This window comes from Lactobacillus sp. M44 (genome assembly GCF_058130005.1).
Genome location: NZ_CM176707.1, coordinates 981,980 through 1,003,580, shown reverse-complemented (window position 1 = coordinate 1,003,580; position 21,601 = coordinate 981,980). Strand labels below are relative to the sequence as shown.

20 protein-coding genes are annotated in these 21,601 nt (G+C 32.6%); 1 reads left to right on the top strand and 19 read right to left on the bottom strand.

The annotated features are described in order from the left end of the window. Positions 1-7: 7 nt before the first annotated feature. From rnc to AC38BG_RS04860, 12 genes are all read right to left on the bottom strand, one after another. Positions 8-700: a ribonuclease III gene (gene rnc, locus AC38BG_RS04915; protein WP_489936752.1), complete on the bottom strand. Its 693-nt coding sequence runs from the start codon at positions 698-700 to the stop codon at positions 8-10. A gap of 97 nt (positions 701-797) precedes the next feature. Then, positions 798-2,540, bottom strand: coding sequence for an oligopeptide ABC transporter substrate-binding protein (locus AC38BG_RS04910; protein WP_489936751.1), 1,743 nt, complete (start codon positions 2,538-2,540; stop codon positions 798-800). Positions 2,541-2,698: 158 nt separating this feature from the next. Beyond that, positions 2,699-4,441, bottom strand: a complete 1,743-nt coding sequence (locus AC38BG_RS04905) for an oligopeptide ABC transporter substrate-binding protein (protein WP_489936750.1) — start codon at positions 4,439-4,441, stop codon at positions 2,699-2,701. A gap of 165 nt (positions 4,442-4,606) precedes the next feature. Further along, positions 4,607-5,518 (bottom strand): ABC transporter permease, encoded by a 912-nt coding sequence (locus AC38BG_RS04900; protein ID WP_489936749.1) that lies wholly within the window; start codon positions 5,516-5,518, stop codon positions 4,607-4,609. A gap of 16 nt (positions 5,519-5,534) precedes the next feature. Then, complete coding sequence (gene opp4B, locus AC38BG_RS04895) at positions 5,535-6,497, bottom strand: oligopeptide ABC transporter permease (RefSeq protein ID WP_489936748.1); 963 nt, start codon at positions 6,495-6,497, stop codon at positions 5,535-5,537. 3 nt (positions 6,498-6,500) lie between these two features. Beyond that, the gene (locus tag AC38BG_RS04890; protein ID WP_489936747.1) at positions 6,501-7,463 is read right to left on the bottom strand and encodes an ATP-binding cassette domain-containing protein; all 963 of its coding nucleotides are present in this window, start codon (positions 7,461-7,463) and stop codon (positions 6,501-6,503) included. 3 nt (positions 7,464-7,466) lie between these two features. After that, on the bottom strand, positions 7,467-8,483 hold the full coding sequence (locus AC38BG_RS04885) for an ABC transporter ATP-binding protein (RefSeq protein WP_489936746.1): 1,017 nt from the start codon (positions 8,481-8,483) through the stop codon (positions 7,467-7,469). A 147-nt stretch (positions 8,484-8,630) separates the two neighbouring features. After that, positions 8,631-8,873, bottom strand: a complete 243-nt coding sequence (gene acpP / locus AC38BG_RS04880) for an acyl carrier protein (protein WP_489936745.1) — start codon at positions 8,871-8,873, stop codon at positions 8,631-8,633. A 41-nt stretch (positions 8,874-8,914) separates the two neighbouring features. Then, the gene (gene plsX, locus AC38BG_RS04875) at positions 8,915-9,907 is read right to left on the bottom strand and encodes a phosphate acyltransferase PlsX (protein WP_489936744.1); all 993 of its coding nucleotides are present in this window, start codon (positions 9,905-9,907) and stop codon (positions 8,915-8,917) included. A 9-nt stretch (positions 9,908-9,916) separates the two neighbouring features. Beyond that, positions 9,917-11,947 carry an ATP-dependent DNA helicase RecG gene (gene recG / locus AC38BG_RS04870; protein ID WP_489936743.1) on the bottom strand — a complete coding sequence of 677 codons (2,031 nt, stop codon included), beginning with the start codon at positions 11,945-11,947 and terminating at the stop codon, positions 9,917-9,919. A gap of 4 nt (positions 11,948-11,951) precedes the next feature. Further along, positions 11,952-13,610 carry a DAK2 domain-containing protein gene (locus tag AC38BG_RS04865; protein WP_489936742.1) on the bottom strand — a complete coding sequence of 553 codons (1,659 nt, stop codon included), beginning with the start codon at positions 13,608-13,610 and terminating at the stop codon, positions 11,952-11,954. A 22-nt stretch (positions 13,611-13,632) separates the two neighbouring features. Then, positions 13,633-13,995, bottom strand: a complete 363-nt coding sequence (locus AC38BG_RS04860) for an Asp23/Gls24 family envelope stress response protein (protein ID WP_489936741.1) — start codon at positions 13,993-13,995, stop codon at positions 13,633-13,635. A 171-nt stretch (positions 13,996-14,166) separates the two neighbouring features. Here AC38BG_RS04860 and rpmB point away from each other — a divergent pair, with 171 nt between their 5' ends. Then, positions 14,167-14,352 carry a 50S ribosomal protein L28 gene (gene rpmB / locus AC38BG_RS04855; RefSeq protein WP_489936740.1) on the top strand — a complete coding sequence of 62 codons (186 nt, stop codon included), beginning with the start codon at positions 14,167-14,169 and terminating at the stop codon, positions 14,350-14,352. A gap of 63 nt (positions 14,353-14,415) precedes the next feature. Here rpmB and AC38BG_RS04850 read toward each other — a convergent pair whose 3' ends face one another. From AC38BG_RS04850 to fmt, 7 genes are read right to left on the bottom strand one after another with little or no spacing between them, the layout of a single operon-like run. Further along, positions 14,416-15,096 (bottom strand): thiamine diphosphokinase, encoded by a 681-nt coding sequence (locus tag AC38BG_RS04850; RefSeq protein ID WP_489936739.1) that lies wholly within the window; start codon positions 15,094-15,096, stop codon positions 14,416-14,418. Beyond that, positions 15,096-15,737 (bottom strand): ribulose-phosphate 3-epimerase, encoded by a 642-nt coding sequence (gene rpe / locus AC38BG_RS04845; RefSeq protein ID WP_489936738.1) that lies wholly within the window; start codon positions 15,735-15,737, stop codon positions 15,096-15,098. The genes AC38BG_RS04850 and rpe overlap by 1 nt, the downstream gene beginning before the upstream one ends. Positions 15,738-15,748: 11 nt before the next feature. Next, positions 15,749-16,636: a ribosome small subunit-dependent GTPase A gene (rsgA, locus tag AC38BG_RS04840; protein WP_489936737.1), complete on the bottom strand. Its 888-nt coding sequence runs from the start codon at positions 16,634-16,636 to the stop codon at positions 15,749-15,751. After that, a complete protein-coding gene (gene pknB, locus AC38BG_RS04835) occupies positions 16,636-18,591 on the bottom strand; it encodes a Stk1 family PASTA domain-containing Ser/Thr kinase (protein ID WP_489936736.1) in 1,956 nt (651 codons plus the stop codon). The genes rsgA and pknB overlap by 1 nt, the downstream gene beginning before the upstream one ends. After that, on the bottom strand, positions 18,588-19,337 hold the full coding sequence (locus AC38BG_RS04830; protein WP_489936735.1) for a Stp1/IreP family PP2C-type Ser/Thr phosphatase: 750 nt from the start codon (positions 19,335-19,337) through the stop codon (positions 18,588-18,590). Before AC38BG_RS04830 ends, pknB begins: the two co-directional genes overlap by 4 nt. A gap of 5 nt (positions 19,338-19,342) precedes the next feature. Continuing rightward, positions 19,343-20,662 carry a 16S rRNA (cytosine(967)-C(5))-methyltransferase RsmB gene (rsmB, locus tag AC38BG_RS04825; RefSeq protein ID WP_489936734.1) on the bottom strand — a complete coding sequence of 440 codons (1,320 nt, stop codon included), beginning with the start codon at positions 20,660-20,662 and terminating at the stop codon, positions 19,343-19,345. Next, positions 20,655-21,599: a methionyl-tRNA formyltransferase gene (gene fmt / locus AC38BG_RS04820; RefSeq protein ID WP_489936733.1), complete on the bottom strand. Its 945-nt coding sequence runs from the start codon at positions 21,597-21,599 to the stop codon at positions 20,655-20,657. The genes rsmB and fmt overlap by 8 nt, the downstream gene beginning before the upstream one ends. Between the last annotated feature and the right edge of the window lie 2 nt (positions 21,600-21,601).

The following is a 21,601-nucleotide window of genomic DNA, read 5'->3' as shown; positions in this document are numbered from 1 at the left end:
CTTTCACCTAATTTCTTTGATATTTCGTTAATGCCTGTTTAGCCGCAACTTGCTCGGCTGCACGTTTATTATGCCCTTGCCCTTGACCCATTATTTCCCCATTCACTGATACTGATACTGTAAAACTAGATGGTAATTGAGATTCAGAAATAACATTATATGAAATATCAACAGCTCCATTTTGTTGCAATAACTCCTGCAAATCCGTTTTGTAATCGCGACTTGCATCAAACTCGCCACTAGCAATTAATGGGTAAACAGTTAAATGCAAAAAATGTTGTACAGCAGGCATCCCTTGATCCAAAAATAAAGCTCCATTAAATGCTTCAAACACATCTTCTAATAAAGTCTTGCGCGAGCGAGCACCAACTTTTTCTTCACCATTGCCTAAGTGAATTTCGTTTTGAAAACCAACTTCAATGGCAAATTCAGAGAATCCTTCAGTTCTAACAATATTAGATCTCATTCTAGTCAATTCTCCTTCATTTAAATTTGGAAAATGACGATACAAATAATCAGAAATTGCTAGTTCCAAAACTGCATCACCTAAAAATTCTAATTTTTCATAATCTCTCACCGATGTTGTGGGATGCTCATTAACATATGATGAATGAGTGAATGCTTCTTCTAATAATTTTTCATTATGGAATTGGATTCCATATTTTTCCTTTAGTTGTAGTTTAAAATTTGTACTGACCATAATACAGTCCTTTCTTATGTTTACTATTATATCAATTTTTACAACTAAAAAAGCCATCTCCAACTAAAAGAGATAGCTATTTTTTGATTTTTATTTGTTATTTAGCATATGCTACATCATACCAGTTGAATGATGGCTTTTCTGAGTAGCCTGTTAAATTACTATTTACAGCATCAATTTGATATGCATTAGCAATTGGAACTACGTAAGCTTCATTATCCATATACTTTTGCCATTCATGAACTTTATCAACACGATAGTTTGTATTAAAGGCTTTTTCTGAGTTCATTTCATCTAATAATTGATTATTTTCTTTAGTTACAAATCTTGAATAGTTAAATGGAGCTTGTTCACCATACAAGTTTGCAGGTGATGGATCACTTGCAACATTCCAAGCACCCATGAACATATCAATACCTGGATCATCATTACCAACTTTATCATAGAATGAATTCATTTCAATTAAGCGACCACCAGTTAATTTAACATTCAAGCCCATCTTCTTCCATTGCTGGATATAGTTTTGAATGATTGGTTCTTGAATGGAGCTACCAGTCATTGCAGCTAGATGAATTGTTAAAGGCTTACCATTTGGTTGTACACGATATTCGCCTTTCTTTTTAAATCCAGCCTTATCAAGAATTTGGTTACCCTTTTTAATGTTAAAATCATAGCCCTTAACATTTTTATCGAAGTACTTGCCAAAGCTTGATGGAATTAGTGTTGGCACTCTGAATGATAAGCCGTTTGTATAACGCTTATATACTTCATTAACATTCATTCCATATGCAATTGCTTGTCGCAAAGACTTATTATTCATCTTGGCATTAGGATTCATAACATTTTTGCCAGCTTTTGCATCCCATTTACCAACTTTAAAGCCTAAATATGAATATGATAACGGGACTTTAGCTACGAAGTTATAACCTTTAGTATTTTTAACATTTTGCCATTGTGAATTTACAACACCAATAATGTCAAATTTATTACTCTTTATTGATTGAGCAACTGAATTTGGTGATACAACACTTGCTACAATTTTGCTTAACTTTGGTTTACCTTTGTAATAATATTCATTAGGAACCCAAGTTACTGATTGTCCACGAACAATCTTTTCTAATTTATATGGTCCAAAATATAATGGATTCTTACGGATTTTATCACTAGAAATCAACTTATCAAATGGAACATCCTTCAAATAATGATATGGTTCTGCAGCTTCCCAAATGTATCCATTACCACTTTGGTTCATTGAAGGCTTCATTTCTTTAAAATGAATGACTACTTTTTTGCCATCTGGACCATCTGGCATTTCAATTCCAGAAATAGTGTTTGACTTACCATTGTGATAGTCTTCCATACCAACAATATTAGTCATTTTACCTGTGTAGCGGGATGATTTGGTTTGTGCATTTCCAATAATTTCATACGCATATTCAACATCTTTTGCCACTAAAGGTTTACCATCAGACCATTTGACTTTAGGGTTGATAGTTATAGTAGCAGTCTTATTATCACGATCTAATTTAAGGTCAGCCGCACCCCCATCAACGAACTTATAAGTATCATTGATTTGGAACAGACCTTCATTACCATATTGTGCAATATCTTGGTCGATTGAGTTTTCAGCTAATTCATTACTAAAAATTCCTGTAAATGGTGTATCAGCTTCAATCGCAACTTTTACTGTTCCACCTTGCTTTGTAGCTTTTTTAGGAACAGAAGTTTTGAAGTTAACTTTAGCATTGCCATTATTTGAATTTGGCTTGCCACAAGCAACTAAAGTTAATGCTACACCTGTTAATAATCCAATAGAGCTTAAAATTTTTGATGTTTTCATAATGCCTTTTTCCTTTCCATATATTACTTATTATAGCAAATATACAAGATAATAATTTCTGTTTAGGGCAAAAAAGCAAAAAAATCTGACCTTAATATTATATTTAAGATCAGATTTTTATTATTTTAATATGGAAAGAAAATTTTTATTATAAATTACTATTTTGCATATGCTACATTTACCCAGTTAGAATTTGGATCTAGACTAACACCGGTTAGCTTATTATTGACAGCAGTAATTGAATAGCTACCGATTGTCGGAACTACATAAGCTTCTTTATCCATGTATGCTTGCCATTCATGGAATTTGTCATAACGATATTGTTGATTAAAAGCTTTTTGCGAATTCATTTGCTCTAATAATTGATTATTTTCTTTAGTTACAAATCTTGAGAAGTTGAATGGTGCATTTTCACTATACAAGTCATCTGGTGATGGCTCAGATGATAAGCCCCAGTTACCTAAGAACATATCAATTGAAGGATCATCATGTTCAACTTTATCATAGAATGAATTCATTTCAATTAAACGACCGCCAGTTAACTTAACTCTTAAACCTAACTTCTTCCATTGTTGGATATAGTTTTGGATGATTGGTTCTTGAATAGAACTACCAGTCATTGCAGCTAGATGAATTGTTAAAGGTTTGCCATCTGGTTGTACACGGTATTCACCCTTTTTCTTGTATCCAGCTTTATCAAGTATTTCATTACCTTTTTTAATGTTAAATGAATATCCTTTAACATTTTTATCAAAGTATTTGCCAAATTCCTTTGGAATTAAAGTTGGAATACTAAAACTTAATCCATCTGTATAACGTTTGTATACTGCATCGGTATTCATACCATAAGCAATTGCTTGACGAAGTGAGCGGTCATTCATTTTAGCTTTAGGATTCATGACATTCTTACCAGCTTTTGCATCCCATTTTCCTACTTTAAATCCTAAATAACCATAACCTAATGGAACGTTGGCTATATAGTTATAACCTTTAGTTCCTTTAACACTCTTCCATTGTGAGTTAACAACATCAATAATATCGAATTTATTGCTTTTAATTGCTTGACTAGCTGAGTTTGTTGAAATTAAAGTTTCAACAATCTTATCTAATTTTGGCTTGCCATCATAGTAATATTTATTCGGTACCAAAGTTACAGATTGACCACGGACAACTTTTTGAACTACATATGGACCATAAAATAGTGGCTTTTTACGAATTTGATCACTAGAAATTAATTTCTTAAATGGAATATCTTTTAAGTAGTGATATGGTGCTGCAGATTCCCAAATATACCCATTACCACTTTGCATCATGCCTGGTTTTAATTGACTATAGTGTAATACTACTTTCTTGCCATCTGGACCATCAGGCATTTCAATTCCAGAAATCTTATCTGACTTACCATTATGATAGTCAGCCATCCCCTTTAAAAGTTGTAAACTTCCAGTATATCTTTGGGATTGAGTATCTTTATTTGCGATAATCTCATATGCATACTCAACATCCTTTGCAACTAAAGGCTTACCATCTGACCACTTAACTTTAGGATTAATTGTGATCGTTACGGTGTTGTTTTGATGATTTAATTTAAGATTTGCAGCTCCACCATTAATAAATTTATAATTTTTATCAATTTTAAATAAGCTTTCATCAGCAGGACCCACAAGACTTGAATCTATTCCGCTGCTTGCTAGTTCAGCATTAAAAATACCTGTAAAAGGAGTATCAGCTTCAATGGCAACTTTTACTGTACCGCCTTGTTTTGTAGCTTTTTTAGGCACAGACATCTTAAAATCCTTAACATTGGTTGAAGCTTGTTTATTTGATTGTCCGCACCCCACTAAAGTTAAGGCAACTGTCGTCACTAGTCCTAATGAACTTAAAACTTTTAATTTATTCATGATGTTTTTCCCTCCATAAATCTTAATTGTTGACTCAAATATTAGCATGAAATTATAAAAAGTTCAACATATATTCTCATAAAACATCATTTTTTGCTAATAAAATTAATTTTATGTACACAAAAACGCCTCTAAGACTGTACTTAGAGGCGTTTGAAGACTTAATTAATTTTCACGCTGACGCGCATCCCCTGCACGTTGTAATGCCCTACCAACATAGTTAATACTTAATGAAATTATTAATAAAAGCACTGTTGCAGGCAGCCACAACCAGGGTCTATTGATAACATTAACTGGGTCATTAGCAAATCCAATCAAAGTACCAAGTGATGGTGTGGAAGGTGGAAGCCCATATCCAATAAATGATAATGTAGTTTCAATACCAATATTCCCAGCTACCGTTAATACAACATCAATAATGATCATTGAAGTAATATTTGGTAAAACTTCTCTAAACATAATTTTTAAGTTAGATGAACCAGATGTTTTAGAAGCTAGTACATATTCTCTTTCACGCTGTGATAAAACAAAAGCACGATAGTATCTCGATGTCGATGTCCATCCAAACATCGCAATCAATAATACTAAAGTAACAGCATTGTAATTAGGAATAACTGTAGTCAAAACAATGATAATTGGCATTTGTGGCAAAATCTGAATAAAATCAACGATACGCATGATTATAGCATCTATAACACCACCAAAATAACCAGCAACTAATCCAACTAATAAACCAACAGTTTCAATAATGACAGTAACTGATAAACCAATCATGATAGAATTACGTCCACCCATGATTAATAATTTCAATATGTCACGACCACCATCATCTGTTCCAAGCAAATGACCAGCTTCGCCCCAACCGTAATATGCTTCAGCAATATTAATTTCAGTAACTTGACCTTTATTCAAAAATAATGATCCACCAAAAGTAATTAATAATACCGCTATCACAATTATTAATGCTGTTAGCGCAACTTTATCATGTAAAATTTCTCTGATTGCGATTCTAAAACCAGAAGCTGGACGAGAAATTTTTTGACTTTCATCTTTTTTATTTGCTGTTTTTTTAGCCATTTTATTTCTCCTCCCTTTATTTAATTCTGATTCGTGGATCAATGATACTCATAATAATATCAGAGAGTAAATTACCTACTAACGTCAAAATACCAAAGAGTAAAATCAATGCAGTCAGTGTACTATAGTCACGCTGTCCAATTGAATCAAGGAATAATTTTCCCATTCCAGGATAACTAAAGACCTGTTCAATAATCATTGAACCACCTAATAATCCAGCAATCGTGTTACCAAAGAATGCAGCAATTGGAAGGAGTGAATTTCTCAAAATATGTTTATCAAATACCACTTTTTCAGGTACACCTTTGCTTCGAGCAGTTCGAACATAATCTTCAACTTTATTATCAATGATTCCAGTTCTCAAATACTGAACTGTCCCAGTAGTCCCAATAATCGCATATAACATCGCAGGTAAAATTATGTGATAAAAGCGACTAATAAAATATGCAAAGGTTCCTGGGTTAACATCTGCTCCTACAGATCCAGAAATTGGGAACCAATTCAACGTAAATCCAAATAACCATAATCCCAAAATATAAAATACAAATCCAGGAACTGCAAAAGTGATGTAATTAAAAATTTGAATAGATTGGTCTTGCCATTGATCTTGATGACGACCTGCAGCAATTCCCATCGGAATAGCTATACCATATAACAAAATAGTTGATAATAGTGATAACCAAAATGTATTAACCGCACGATCCCAAATTAGCGAAGACACAGGAACATGTTGGATATAACTTTGACCTAAATCACCATGTAATAAATTACCTACCCATCTTGTGTATTGAACCCAAGGAGCATCATTTAATCCATATTCTTGGCGCAATCTGGCAATTTGCTTAGGATCAGCATTAGGATTGATCATTCCGCTGAATGGATCTCCTGGCATCATTTTAGCTAAAATGAAAACCAAAAAACTCAAAATGATTAATTGCGGAATCATGATTAATAATCTTCGTAAAACTGTCTTCCACATTGATTATTCCCCCTTTTCCAATTGTTCAACTTTTTCTTTAGGCAATGCAACATAGTGAGTTGCAGACACTTTTTGAAGTGGAAAAACACGTCCATCTTTGTCATACCAACTGCTTTGATTTTTCTTGAACTCTTCTTCAACTTCTAAACGGTGTTTTTTGTGTTCTTCTCGGTTGGCCACATCAACTTCAGGAATAGCTGATAATAAGCGTTTAGTGTAAATATGCATTGGATCTGAATAAATTTCTTCACGAGTTCCAATCTCAACTAATCGGCCTCTATGCATAATTGCAATATTTTCAGACATATGCTTTACCACACCTAAGTTGTGAGAAATAAATAAATATGAAATATTATATTGCTGTTGAATATGTTTCATAAAGTTCAAAACTTGGGCTTGCACAGATAAATCTAATGCACTAGTTGGTTCATCTGCAACAATTAATTTAGGGCTAGTAGCTACTGCTCTAGCAATCCCAATTCTTTGTCTTTGACCTCCTGAAAATTCATGAGGATATTTATAAATGGCATCGCTTGGCATCCCAACAATATCAAGTAATTCTTGAACTCGTTTACGCTCCTCATCTGTAGTTAAATTTTCAAAGTTTCTAATTGGTTCAGCAATTATATCTTCAACTCGTTTTCTAGGATTCAAACTAGACATTGAGTCCTGGAAGATCATTTGTACATCCTTGTTGTAATTTAATTTTCTTCGATTGCTTGCCTTAGTTATGTCAACTCCTTTATATAAGATGTGACCACTAGTTGCTTTTTCAACGCCAACAATTGCTTTACCAGTTGTCGACTTGCCAGAGCCTGATTCACCAATTAAGCCATAAGTTTCACCTTCATTGATTGAAAAATTAATTCCATCTACGGCTCTAACATAATCAGTAATTCGATTCCAAAATCCTGAACGAATTGGATAGTGAACTTTTAAATTTTTGATTTGAATAATTTCAGACATATGCTATTCACTCACCTTTTCTGGTTCATCTTGGAAATGAAAGACTTTGTAACATGTGCATCGTACAAAATGTCCTGGTTCCACTTCATGCATGACAGGATTTTTTTCATGAGCACTTGCAGGAATCCATGGAATTCTTGGTGCAAACCTATCGCCTGTTCTTGGCATATTCTTTAATGACGGAACTGTCCCTTGAATAACATGTAAATCTTCATCTTCATCTTCTGTTTGAGGAATTGAATTAAGTAATGATCTGGTATACGGGTGCAAAGGATGCTCGAATAAAGTTTTTGCATCAGCTTTTTCAACAATTTGTCCCGCATACATAACTGCTACTTGATCTGCAGTTTCAGCAACAACACCTAAATCATGAGTTATCAAAATAATTCCTGAATTAGATTGTCTTTGGATGTTTTCTAGTAAATCTAAAATTTGTGCTTGGATAGTTACATCCAAAGCAGTTGTTGGCTCATCAGCGATAATAATTTCTGGTTTACATGCAATTGCAATCGCTATAACTACACGCTGACGCAACCCACCTGATAATTCATGTGGATATGCTTGATACATCTCTTCTGGCCTTGGCATACCTACTTGATTAAATAGCTCAATAACACGCTCTTTTCGCTGCTTAGCATTTAGATCAGTATGATAATACAAAGTCTCTTCAACTTGATCTCCAACTCTCATTAATGGGTTCAATGAAGCCAATGGGTCTTGGAAAATCATACCAATATTATTCCCACGAATCTTGTTAAACAATGATTCGTTAAGACCAACTAGGTTTAATTCATTATACTGAATATCACCTGTTACTCTTGTATTTTTTTGATCATATAAACCAATAATACTTGAGGCGATTGTACTCTTACCACTACCAGATTCTCCAACAATCGCTAAAATTTCATTTCGTTTTAACGTCAAATTAATATCATCTGCGGCATCATAAAATTCACCTTGCAAACGATATGCTGTATGTAAATGTTGAATATCTAGTAACAGGTCGCTCTGTTTTTCCACTGGTCATTCCTCCATCTCATACCCTTATTTAAACTTTCTAAAAAAAAGCTTAAATAATAGGTTCGCTATTTTGTATCAATTATAAATAAAAGCTTTTTGTCTTGCAACAAAAAGCTTATAGTTTTCTTTAAAAAGTTTATAATTTGTTTACTTTTGATGTTCGTTTATGTAGTTAACTACATCACCAACTGTCTTTAATTTTTCTGCATCTGCATCGGATATTTCTGCTCCAAATTCACTTTCTAAATCCAATACAAATTCTACAAAGTCAATAGAATCAGCGTCTAAGTCTTGTGTAAAATTCAATTTATCAGTAATTTGATCACGATTTATTTCAAAATGATCAGCTAAAATATCAGCAATTTTATTAAAAATTTCTTCTTTTGACATTTCTTTTCTCCATATTTTTATTTTATAAAACTATATCATAATTATTTACTTGAAAACTCTTTTTTAAACTTTTCAATCAAATTTTCAGACAGCATTTTATCAATTTGCAACAAAGTATAATATATTGGTCGCTCATCTGATCTACCATGTGTTTTAACAACTGGAACTGCAACTCCTAATAATACTGCACCGCCATATTTTGCAGTATCAAATTTAGTTTGCAATTTTGCAAAAGCTGGTTTACTTAAAGCACCACCAAGTTTTACTGCAAGTCCACTATTGAGTAGTTCATGTTTTAATAAATGCAATAATACACTAGAGGTGCCTTCAATGGTCTTTAATGCAACATTGCCACTAAATCCATCTGTTGCGACAATATCAGCTTTTCCTTTCAATAACTCATTACCTTCGATATTGCCAATAAAGTTTAAATCACTTGCTTTTAATAACTGATATGCTTGCTGGTGAATATCATCACCCTTATCATCTTCAGCACCATTATTTAATAAAGCAACTCTAGGATTATTGATTCCCCGAATTTTTTCAGCATAATAATTGGCCATCTGTGCCCATTGCAAAAAATATTGTGGCTTTGTTTTTGCATTAGCACCAACATCAATCATATTAAATCCAACATCTGTTGTTTGAACGGGGAGTGTTGGCATTAACCCCGGACGATCAATCCCTTTAATTCTGCCAATTATAAAGATAGCACTTGCTAATAACGCTCCAGTATTTCCTAAAGACAATAACGCATCAGCGTGGCCTTTTTTAACATAATTTGCAGCGACTACTAAAGAAGAATCTTTTTTTTGACGAATTGCTTTTACAGGTTCATCACTGTCAGAAATGATCTCTGTAGTTGCGACAACTTCAATTCGTTCATGATCTGTTAGCAAACTTTCAATTTTGTCTTTATCACCAAATAACACGAACTTAGTATTTTTTAATTCATTTTTGGCTCTTAATGTAGCTTGAACGATCGCTTCAGGTGCATGTTCCCCACCCATTGCGTCAATTGCTATTGTTTTCATAAATTTCACCTAGTCTTCATGAGATATTTTTTTATAATTAACAACTTTATTTAAAAATTGATGTTTAGTTAAATCAGGATCTGCATCAACTAATTTTTGTGCGACTTGATGTGCGACAACTAACGTATTATAGTCATTGACTACATCACCATTTTTAAATTCAGGTAGACCAGATTGTGCTTTACCAAATAAATCACCTTCGCCGCGCAACTTTAAATCCTCTTGAGCTAATTCAAAGCCGTCAGTTGTACTCTCAATAATCTGCATTCTTTTTTTGCCAACATCACTAGTTGGATCAGCAACAAAAATACTAAAACTCTGAGTTTTTCCTCGGCCAATTCGGCCTCTTAATTGATGCAATTGACTCAAACCAAATCTATCCGCATTAAAAATCACCATCATGTTAGCATTTGCTACATCAACCCCAACTTCAATTACGCTAGTAGTTACTAATATATTGATCTTACCATCAGCAAATTCACTCATGATTTCATCTTTTTCATTGCCAGACATCTGCCCATGTAATAATACCACATTATATTTAGGGAAAAATTCCTGCATTTTTCTATACAAATGTTCAGCATTTTCTAGATCAATTTTTTCAGACTCTGTGATTAATGGTGATACCACATATATTTGAAAGCCTAACTTCAATTGATCTTGCATTAATCTAATCATTTCATCTAAATGACTATTAGTAATCCATTTTGAAATAATTGGGACTCTTCCTGCGGGTAAATGCCTAATCTCTGAAACATCCATTTGTCCATAAACAGTTAATGCTAAAGTTCTTGGGATTGGTGTTGCAGTCATTGCCAAAACATCGGCTTTATTTGCTTTATTAATTAATTTTTGTCTCTGCATTACTCCAAAACGATGCTGTTCATCAATAATGACTAATCCTAAGTCTTTAAACTCGACATCTTTTTGAATTAAAGCATGAGTGCCAATAACCACATTAATTGTGCCATCTTTTAATTCTTGATATATTTCTTTTTTCTCAATTTTTTTAGTTGAACCAGTCAGCAGTACTACTCTGACTCCTAAAGGCCTTAATAATTCATCAATTTTTGCAAAATGTTGTGTTGCTAAAATCTCTGTTGGAACCATCAAAGCCGCTTGAAAACCAGCAGTAATTGCCGCATATATCGCAAAAACTGCAACAATTGTTTTACCACTACCAACATCCCCTTGCAACAAACGCCTCATCGGCATTTTCGAATGCATATCAGCAAAAATTTCATTAACTACTTGTTTTTGATCATCAGAAAGTTCAAAAGGCAATGATTTGGTTAATTTTGCTACTTCTTTCAAATCATATTTTTTAGCTATTCCACTATTTTGTATCTCATGTTTGTTTAAAAGTGCTAATTGAATTTGAAACAAAAAAAATTCTCGAAAAATTGCAGATCTTTTAGCTAATTTAGCCTCATTTGGTGATTTGGGTTGATGCATTTTTTGAACTAATTCACGATCTGAAAATAGTCGATATTTTTTCCTAATTTCAGCAGGAACAATATCAGGCAAATCAGACAAATATGTATCCATTGCTTTTTTTATTAATTCGATCAACTTTTTTTGTCTGATGTGTTTATTAATCGGATAAACTGGAGCCATAGCATCAACATTTTCACTCTTAACAGCTACTAATTTCATTCCAGCCAGGCTTTGTCTTGCAACTGCATATTTTCCATATACAGCTACATCTTGACCTACTTCAAGTTTATTTTTGAGCCATGGTTGATTAAAAAAATTGACCATGACAATATCATGATCAATTCTCATTTTAAAAGTTAATCGCGTTTTTCGATATCCAAATCTATTTAGATAAGGAGGGGTTGCAACTATACCTTTAAGTAGAACTTTTTGACCGTCAACAACACTATCAAGAGGGATATTTTCCAAATCATCATAGCGAAAGGGAAAATAAAATAATAAATCATATAATGAATTTATACCTAAAGTAGATAAGTTCTCAGCAGTTTTTGCGCCAACTCCTGACAAACTTGTCACAGGATCAAATAAAGTATTTGTTTTCATTTTTTTATTCAACAGAAATCAAGAAATTATATACTGGTTGACCACCATCATGGATTTCAAATTCTAAATCATCATGATTATCAGATAGTCTTTTTTCAATTTCTTGTGCTTGTTTTTTATTGCTATCACGACCATAAATAATCGTAATAATTTCACTCTCTTCATCAAGCATTTTTTCAACCATCTTGACAGCAGTATCAATTACATCGGGATCATCAATTTCAATTGTACCATCAATTATTCCCATATAATCATCTTTATGGATTTCTACTTTATCAATAGTAGTGTCGCGTATTGCCTTAGTAACTTCTCCTGACTTAACTGTAGTCAAATCCTCTGACATATTAGCCACATTGTCTTCAACACTATCATCTGGATTAAATGATAACATTGCTGTTAATCCTTGAGGAATAGTCTTAGTAGGTACAATTCCTACTGGAATATCACTAACTTCAGCAGCTTGTTTTGCAGCCATGATAATATTTCCATTATTTGGCAAGATAATAGCTTTTTTAGCTCCAGATTTTTTGATTGCATCAACAATATCCTTTGTTGAAGGGTTCATAGTCTGGCCACCCGAAATAATTCTGTTAACCCCTTCGCTTTCAAATAATTCACGCACACCATTCCCAGACGCTATTGCAATTACCGCAAATTCAACAGTTGATTGATTAGTTTCATCATTTTCAACAATAGTTTCATGTTGAATACGCATATTATCAATTTTGATTTTACCCAATTGACCAAATTGACTTCCATATTTAAATACTTCACCAGGGTGTTCAGTATGCACATGAACTTTCACTACATCACCATCAGAGACAGCTAATAATGAATTACCTAATCCAGATAAATGCTTTCTAAACTCTTCAATGTCAAATGTTTTTTTATTTGGAACATCTGCTGTTAAGTCAGCCATAATCTCAGTACAGTATCCATACTTGATATCTTGAGTAGCTAATTGACTTTGAACTGATTGATGGTGCATTGCATTAATCATTTCATCCATTTCAGATTCATCTGGTTGATATTGATCTGCAAAATCCTCGCCTAATAAGCCTTCTAAGAATCCTTCATAAATAAATAGTAATCCTTGACCACCTGAATCAACTACACCAACTTGCTTTAATACTGGTAACAAATCAGGTGTTGTCTTTAGTGCTTTTTTAGCTCCTTCAACAACAGCTTTCATCACTTGAGTGACATCATCTGTTTCGCTAGCCTTATTTGCACCTTCAACTGCAGCAACACGGGCAACAGTCAAAATAGTTCCTTCAACAGGCTTCATTACAGCTTTATATGCAGTAGCTACACCATTTGAAAAAGCAGCAGCCAGTTGATTTGCATCTAAATTTTCCATTCCTTGAGTTGCTTTATAAAAGCCACGGAATAATTGTGAAGTAATAACCCCACTATTACCACGAGCCCCCATTAACATCCCTTTAGCTAAACTTTCTGTCAAATCACCAACATTATTGCTGGTATTTTCGTTAACTGCTTTTGCACCGCTTTCGATGGTTAAATTCATATTAGTGCCAGTATCTCCATCGGGAACTGGGAAAACATTCAATTTATTAACAAATTCTGCATTTTTGCTCATACGATGCGTTGCAACGCGAACCATATCCCTAAATTGTTTACTATCGATTTTAGTTTCTACCAAGTTGTCTCTCTCCTTAAAGGTATTATTCGTCTAGTACTTTGACTCCTTGCACAATCACATTAACTGATTTTGCTTTAATACCAAGTTGTTGTTCCAAATTATATTTGACACTATCTTGTACATTACGACTAACTTCAGAGATTTTAAGCCCATAACCTACGATAATGTACACTTCAACAGTTATTTGATTGTCTACGGATTTAACAACTACTCCGCGTTTATAATTAGCTCTATTCAAAATTTCATTCATACCATCTCTAATAGCATTTTTTGAGGCCATTCCAACTACACCATAATTAGAAGTTGCTGCTCCCCCAACTACTGTAGATATAACACTATTAGAAATATCTATTAAACCATATTTAGTTTTGATTTTAACTGCCATGTTACCCACCGCTTTCGATCTAAATATACGAATCCTATTTTATCATAGCTTTAAATGTTAGCAACTTTATCTAACCTTTTCACAAAAAAATTATACTCTTATGTTGCATATCATCTTTATTTTTGCTATATTGTTTAAGTATTATAAAACACTTAAAGGAGGTTTAGCAAAATGGCAAAAGATTATGTTACTGGTAAAACTACCACATTCGGCAATAAACGCTCAAAGGCTTTGAACTCTACACGTCGTGCATGGAAGCCAAACCTTCAAAAAGTTCGCATTCTTGTTGATGGTAAGCCAAAGCGCGTATGGGTTTCAGCTCGTGCCTTGAAATCTGGCAAAGTTACTCGCGTATAATTTGAATATTAATTGCGTATTCTAAAAAGCATGTACTGATGATGTACATGCTTTTTTTGCATATTATAAATTGTTAAATCGATTAATATCTTTAGAATAAATTACTGCTATATTGCCTTCATCAAAAGACAAGTCAAAATATTTACTATTAGCTAAAAATTCGTTAGATGCAAAACTATAAGGATAATGGCTATTATAATTTTTTAAATCATATCTAGCATTTTTAATATTTAAATTTTTTACATGATCCAAAATAATAACTCCAACATATTTATAGTTTAAATCATTAGTCACTCGATAATTGCCAGAATTATAAAATACAATTTTATTTTGCTGATCAATTAATTCAACTTTTTCTGCATAATCATTAAATTTAGGATTTATCACAGTAAATAATGTTGACAAAAAGTGATCTAGTCTGCCTCCAGTTGCACCATATATCTTTAATTTTTTTACATGGTAATCAATTAAAGCAGTCTGCAGCATTGATTCAGTATCAGTATAATCTTTGATTGGATTAGAATAACGAATATCTAAAACGCACTGCTCTAATTTTGATAATTCATCAGGCTTTAAAGAATCAAAATCTCCAATTGCAACATCTGGAATAATACCTAATTCTAATAAATAAAGTGCTCCACGATCAACACCAATAATTTTTTGGTTTTGTGTTTTATGTATTAAATCTTTAATATTTTGTGGCCACAAATTTACTGGACCACCCACTAATGCTATTGCTTTCATTATTTAATGTTTTGTAGTTTTTTTATTTTATTTTCGATATTATTTGGATCATTAAATATATATGACCCTACAACAATAATATCAGCTCCAGATTGGGATACTAATTTACCAGTATCATAATTAATACCCCCATCTATTTCAACTGGGATATCGTGTTTTATTGCCTTTATTTGAGTAATTTTATTTAAAGTATTCTCAATAAATTTTTGTCCTCCAAATCCTGGATGAACTGACATTAATAATATTTGATCAATTTTATCTAGATATGGTTTTAATACACCAACTTTTGTTTCAGGATTTAAAACAATTCCAGCTCTTAAATTATGTTCATGTAAGTAATCAAGCCAATAATTTACTTTATCAGTTGCTTCATAATGAAACTCTAATAAATCTGTTCCATTTTTTACAAATGCTGGAATCATTGTTTCTAAAGCATCAGACATTAAATGAACTTCAGCTAATTCATTAGGGAATTGATTTTTGAAGTCTTTTACCAATTCTGGTCCATAAGATAAATTAGGGACAAAATGAGCATCCATAACATCAATATGAAATCTAGTTATTCCTGTATCAACAGCAGTCTTGATTTGCAATCCTAAGTTCATGTTATTAGCATTTAAAATTGATGGAGCTATTTTCATAATCTTTTCTCCTATTTCAAATATTCTGGCATTCTTTGATCAATTATATCTTGACGCTGCAATAGATAGTCATCATAACGACTTTGTAAAATTTCTTTATCAGCAACTAATTTCTTAATTTCACATCCAGGTTCTTTTAAATGTTGGCATTCTCTGAATTTACAATATTTACTAGCAGCATTCATCTCAATAAAATAGTTTTTTAATTCTTTAACTTTTATTTGCTTTAAATCAATTGCTGAAAATCCAGGAGTATCTGCCAAAAAACCAGACCCAACTTCAAATAACTGAACAGTCCTAGTAGTATGTTTGCCTCGATTCAAACTTTGTGAGATTTCACCAGTAGCTTGATTAGCATCATGTTTTATTAGATTTAATAATGTTGACTTACCAGCACCAGATTGCCCAGCTAATGTCCAAATTTGATTTTTTACAATTAAGTCATTAATTTTACTCATTAATTCTCGTTTATCAGTATAAACAAAATATCCTATTTTTTGGTAATACTTAAGTATTTGCTTAATATTATTTACATATTTCTCATCAGCTAAATCAGTTTTTGATAAATAAATTGAAACCGGAACTTGTTTCCAAGCAAAAAAAGTAAGAAATTTATCTAATAAATTTGTATCAAAATTAGGTTCCACACACGAAATAACTAATAAAACATGTGATACATTAGCAACTGCAGGACGTCCAATTAAATTTTTTCGTTCACTTATCTCAGTTAAATAATTAGTGCCCCTTTCATCTAGCTGAATAGTTACATTATCGCCAACCATTGGCCTTAATTTTTGTTTTCGAAATAACCCACGTGCGCGGGTTCTAACAATTTGTTTTTTTATAGCAACATCATAAAATCCTGCATTTAAACTAACTACAATTCCATTATCTTTCATTAATTAGTCACACTTTCGTCACTAACAATTTTGCCATCTTGAACAATCTTTAATTCACCGGGTTTATTTTGTAAATCGAATGGAATAGTAAAGCTTGTATCTTTAGTTATATACAAATCACGATAAACATTGCTTATATTGTGATTAGCATCTGAAATATATATTTGAACATGGTTACCTTGACCGTTGTTGTCATATCTACTATCAAAAGTTAAATTAACTTTTTTATTTACAGTAGTTTGATCATTTTTAGCGCTTTTACCTTTCGATACAATAACTGTTATAGTCGATCCTTTACTTATTTCTGTCCCAGCAGTCGGAGTTTGTGAGATAATTAAACCATTTTCAACACTATCGGAATTTTGCTGTTGAACTTGCAGATTCAAATCATTATCATGTGCATAATCTTGCACACTCTTTAGTGAATACCCAGTTAAATCACGCATTTTAATTGTAGATTTTTTAGAAGAACTCTTATTTTCTTTAGAGCCTTTTGATACAGTTAAAACAATTGTTGTATTAGCCGCATTAACTTTTTGGCCAGGATCAATACTTTGCATCATGACATTTCCTTGATCAATGTCATCAGAATATTGTTCTCGGCGTTCAACAGTAAAGCCAAGTTTTTCTAACTTAAGTTTGGCAGCATCATAATCAAGACCAGTCACATCAGGTACCGATGTTAAGCCTTTCCCCTTTGAAATTACTAGATCCACTGACTTACCTTTGTCTATTGTGGTTCCACCAGCAGGATTTGATTTAATAACTTCGCCTTTTTTAACTTTATCAGAATATGCTTTTGTAATTGTACCAACTGATAAATTTGCTGAATTCAATGCAACAACAGCTTCTTGTTCAGTATATCCTTGCAAGTTTGGTACAGTTACATCATGTCTTCTTCCTAATGAAAAGATCAAAATTAAGGTAATCAATACAACCGCTAAAATCGAACTGATCCACCACCATTTGTGATCTTTAATATTTTGCATAAGTGTTTTTTTATCTGGTTTTGAATCAGTTTTTGCATCTTTGTGAGTATTAGTAACATCATCGCCAATCCCAGTAGGCATAGCTATAGTTTTATCTTTATTTGGATCATGTGCTGGCACAAAAATTGAATCATGAGCATGAGCTGGTGATAGCGAAGCATCCAAACTATCTTTCATTGCCAAAACAGAATCATATCTATCGCGTGGATCTTTTGCAGTGGCTTTTAATACAACATTTTCTAATGCCTGAGGAATTGCACTATTATGTGCACGAATAGAGGGCATTGCTTCATTTAAGTGCTTCATTGCAATTGAAATTGCAGTGTCCCCATCAAAAGGAGGCTTTCCTGTGATTAATTCATATAAAATTATTCCTAATGAATAAATGTCTGACTGCTTAGTAACTAATCCTCCTCTAGTTTGTTCAGGTGCCATATAATGCACAGATCCTAATGCTGAATTAGTTTGAGTAACTAAACTTTGATTTAGAGCAACTGCAATCCCAAAATCGGCAATTTTTATATTGCCATTTGCATCCATTAAAATATTTTCTGGTTTTAAGTCACGATGAATTACATTATGTTGATGAGCAAGAGCCACTGCACTAAGAATTTGATCCATGATCTTGATTATTTCAGTCAACTTCAATGGATAATGGGCACGCAAATACTGTTTTAAATTAGGTCCTGATACATACTCCATCACCATATAAGGCGAACCTTGATCAGTACCGATATCTAAAACAGAAACTATATTAGGATGACTTAATTCACTAGTTGCTAATGCTTCTCTTTGAAAACGATGCAAAGTTTGAGGATCATGTTGCAAATCAAGTCGTAACACTTTAACAGCAACTTTTCTTTGCAAAATGATGTCTTCTGCCAAATATACATTTGACATCCCACCTTCGCCTAGAGTATCAATGATTTTATAGCGATCGCCTAAAAGATAACCTTTTGTAATCACTTTTGGTCACCCTCCTCATATTGGATTAGACAGACCGTGATATTATCTCCACCGCCTAAACGGTTAGCTTCATTGATTAATTTATTGCATCGCTCTTGTAAATTCAAAGATTTAGTAGCTAATATTTGCTGAATCTGGACATCTTCTAATGAATTTGTTAGTCCATCAGTACAAAGTAAAATCAATTCATTTCCACGTATTGAAATTTGATCATACTCAGGATCAATAGTGCTTGATACACCTAAAGCTTGAGTAATAATGTTTTTTTGAGGATGATTTTTTGCTTGACTTGGAGTAATTTGCCCCATTTTAACTAATTCATTAACTAAAGAATGATCTTGGGTTATTTGTTTTAATGCATTGCCAGTATAAATATAGGCACGCGAATCACCTAAGTGGGCAATTAATGCTTTGTTTTCAAAATTAATTGATAAAACAATAGTTGTCCCCATTCCATTTAGATCTTCAAATTTATCAGCAGTTTTTAAAATTATTTCATTTTCTGCTTTTAATTGCACATCAAGCCAATGACGAGCCATAGTAGGCTCATCAAAATCAGTTATTTCAAAATTGTGCCCTAATTGCGTGACCGCCATTGTAGAAGCAACATCACCACCTTGATGTCCTCCCATACCATCACAAACTATTGCTAAAGTAACTTGCTTTTGGTTTTTGAAAACTTGGACAAAATCTTGATTTGATGTTCTAACTCTTCCAATACTTGATGCAAATGCCGTAAAAATCAAAATAATTAACCTCTTAGTCTTAATTTTGCAATAAAAAATCCATCAGAACCATATGTATCAGGTAATATCTTTATTGTTGATTTACTTTGAATGTTTTGTAGTTCTATTGGTATTAATTCAAATTCAGGATGCATTTTTAGAAACTGAGCAATAACTTCTTCATCTTCTTCATTAGTTATTGTACAAGTTGAATAAACAAGTTCACCATTTGGTCTTAATATTTGGCAAACACTATTTAAAATAGCTAACTGAATTTTAGCTAAATTTTTGATATCAGCCATAGTTTTCGCATATCTAATTTCTGGTTTTCGTCTTAATAAACCTAATCCAGAACACGGTGCATCCACTAATATTTTATCAAAAAGTTGACCCTTTAATATTTCATTAGCCTTTTTAGCATCCATTTGTTTAATTGCAACTTTATTTTTAACAAGTAAGCGTTCCGCATTCTGCATTACTAATTTTAACTTATTTTTATGTAAATCAGTTGCTAAAACATTCCCTGTAGTTAAATTCTCAGCTATTTGGCTAGTTTTGCCACCAGGTGCGCTACAAGCATCTAAACATTTTTCGCTGCCAATAAAGTCAAAACTTTCGACGACTAAACTTGCTGCTTCATCTTGAATAGTTAATTGTCCATCTTTAAAAAAGTTAGTTTGACTAATTCCGCCATGTGATAAAATCAAATCATTTTGTGTAAGAACTGATCTTTCGGGATCATATCCAGCTTTTTTTAATTGGCTTATTAATAAACCTTGTTTATTTTTCTCCACACACATTCTAACAGAATTTTTAGCTGGTTGATTAAGTGATTTTAAGATACTTTGAGTTCTTTTTAAAGAAAAATTATCAATCAAATAATTAACAATCCAACTTGGCATACTGTATTTGACACTGAGATATTCTATTTTTTGCTTTTCAGCAGGTAATACAATCCCTCTACGCAAAAAATTGCGCAGAATCCCATTAACCAATCTAAAACTACCACTATGATTGCCACCAAAACTTTTGGCTAATTTATTTGCTTCGTCTAAGACAGCATTATTTGGCACCCGATCTAAAAAAACAATCTGATAAATCGACATCAATAGTAGTGGTTGTAAGAACTTATCTTTTAATTTTGATTTTACTAAATCTTTTAATTGATATTCCAAAAATAATTGGTATTGAATAGTTCCATAGACTAATTGGGTAACAAAATTCTTATCTTTTACTGATAATTTGTAATCTTGCAATACTTTATTCAAACTTATATTGGAATATCCTTGATTATTTAAGACTTTTATTAATACATCTAATGCTAATGTTCTAGCAGAATTATTCATTGACAATCTTTTCTCCTAGTGGCAAGTTTTTACCTTCACCATTTAAATAGTCTTGTACATTCATTTTGCGCTTGCCAGCAGGCTGAATTTCTAGCAAATCTAAAATAGTATTTTGGGCAAAACTAATTGCAAAACGCTTTTTGTTTGATACTAAACATCCTGCTTCTAAACTAGTATGATCTTGGGCAACTTTAGCCTTCCAGACTTTAATTCGCTTATCATTAATGACAATATACGCACCTGGATCTGGATTTAGGGCACGAATTAAGTCATTAGCTTGTTTAGCAGTAAAATCAAGTGAAATTTTTTCTTGTGCTTTACTAATATTTGGAGAAAAAGTAACTTTTCTTTCATCTTGGGGTTGTTTTATAGCACTACCATCAATAATCTTTGGCAGAGTTTTTAATAATAAATCACGGCCTAAATAAGATAACTTTTCAAATAAAGTACCTGCAGTGTCTTGAGGTTCAATTTCAATTGCTTGTTGATAATAAATATCTCCAGCATCCATTTTTGCGGCCATTTGCATAATGGAAATTCCTGTAGTTTTATCACCATTCATTAATGCATATTGTATAGGTGCACCACCACGATATTTTGGCAGCAGTGATCCATGAACGTTAATTGGAGCGATTTTTACACTACCTAATAACTTATTTGGCAAAAATTGCCCATAAGCTGCAGTCACTATTAAATCAGCATGTAAATTAACTAACTCATCTAATTCAGGCGATTTAGATAATTTTGCAGGTTGATAAACTGATAAATTTTGCGTTTGGGCAAAAACTTTAACTGGTGTAGGAGTTAATTTTTGTTTACGGCCAATTTTTTTGTCCGGTTGGGTTACAACCGCTACTATTTGATAATCATTATCGACTAATCCTTTGAGAATCGGAACTGCAAATTGTGGTGTTCCCATAAAAATAATTGATGTCATAA